The organism is Amycolatopsis sp. SID8362 (assembly GCF_010550475.1).
GTDB lineage: Bacteria > Actinomycetota > Actinomycetes > Mycobacteriales > Pseudonocardiaceae > Amycolatopsis > Amycolatopsis eburnea.
In genome coordinates this window covers 1-1,011 of record NZ_JAAGNB010000027.1, presented here as the reverse complement: position 1 = coordinate 1,011, position 1,011 = coordinate 1, and the positions used below count along the sequence as shown (strand labels likewise).

The 1,011-nt window shown below is 72.7% G+C and carries 2 protein-coding genes; one reads left to right on the top strand and one right to left on the bottom strand.

Features of this window, described 5'->3' with window-relative positions; genetic code table 11:
- The coding region (locus G3I65_RS01265) for an AraC family ligand binding domain-containing protein (RefSeq protein WP_203612245.1) at positions 1-206 on the bottom strand (206 nt) is incomplete at its 3' end.
- Between the two features lie 76 nt (positions 207-282).
- Here G3I65_RS01265 and G3I65_RS01260 point away from each other — a divergent pair.
- Positions 283-852, top strand: coding sequence for a class I SAM-dependent methyltransferase (locus tag G3I65_RS01260; RefSeq protein WP_160693940.1), 570 nt, complete (start codon positions 283-285; stop codon positions 850-852).
- Positions 853-1,011 lie beyond the last annotated feature (159 nt).

The following is a 1,011-nucleotide window of genomic DNA, read 5'->3' as shown; positions in this document are numbered from 1 at the left end:
CCGCGCAGCGCCGCCCGGCCGAGCGCGCCCGTTCGGTGCCGGACGCCGGCGGGCATCCACAGCGCGCGCGTCGGCGGCAGCACCCAGCCCGCGTCGCCCGACTTGACCGCGACGACCCCGCGCGCGGACCAGACCAGCTGGTGCGCGGGGTGTTCGTGCCACGGGAACCAGGTGCCGGCGGGCAGGTCGAACTCGCCGAGCAGCATGGCCTGTCCGGTTGACGACATGAGGTGGCACGATATCGGCTTCCGGCCACGGCGACGCCGAAATAGCGTCCGATGCATGCCGATGAACCTGATCCACCGGAAGATCTGCAGCTCGGAGAAGTGGGCCGCGACCGTCGAGGAGCGCCTGACGCCCTGGCTGGCGCAACGCGACCTGGGCGACGACGTGCTCGAGATCGGGCCCGGCTTCGGCGCCACGACGCAGGTGCTGCTCGGCGCCGTCCCGAAGCTCACCGTGCTGGAGATCGACCCCGCGTCGACCGAGCTGCTGCGCGCGAAGTTCGGCGGCCGCGCCGAGGTCGTCGAAGGCAGCGGCGCCGAAATGCCGTTCGAGGACGGCCGCTTCTCCGCGGTGGTGTGCTTCACGATGCTGCACCACGTCCCGACGAAGGAGCTGCAGGACGCGATCTTCGCCGAAGCGGCACGCGTCCTGCGCCCGGGCGGCACCTACTGCGGCAGCGACGGCCAGCTCAACCTCAGGTTCCGCCTGCTGCACCTCGGCGACACGATGAACGTCGTCGACGCGGCGACGTTCCCGGCCCGCCTCGAGAAGGCCGGTTTCGAGCAGGTCGACGTCCGGCTGGAGCCGAAGCAGCTCGTGATCTTCTCGGCGGTCAAGCCCGGCTAGCGGCGGGGCGCCTGGCCACCCGGCTGCCGCGGCACCACCCGGGTCACCGGGCCGTCCGCGGACTTGCCCGCCCGCGAGAGCCAGCCCTCGACCTCGCGGCGCACCGAGTTCAACGTCGGACGCCGGCGCGGTTCCGGGTCGAGCGACGCCGCCAGCAGG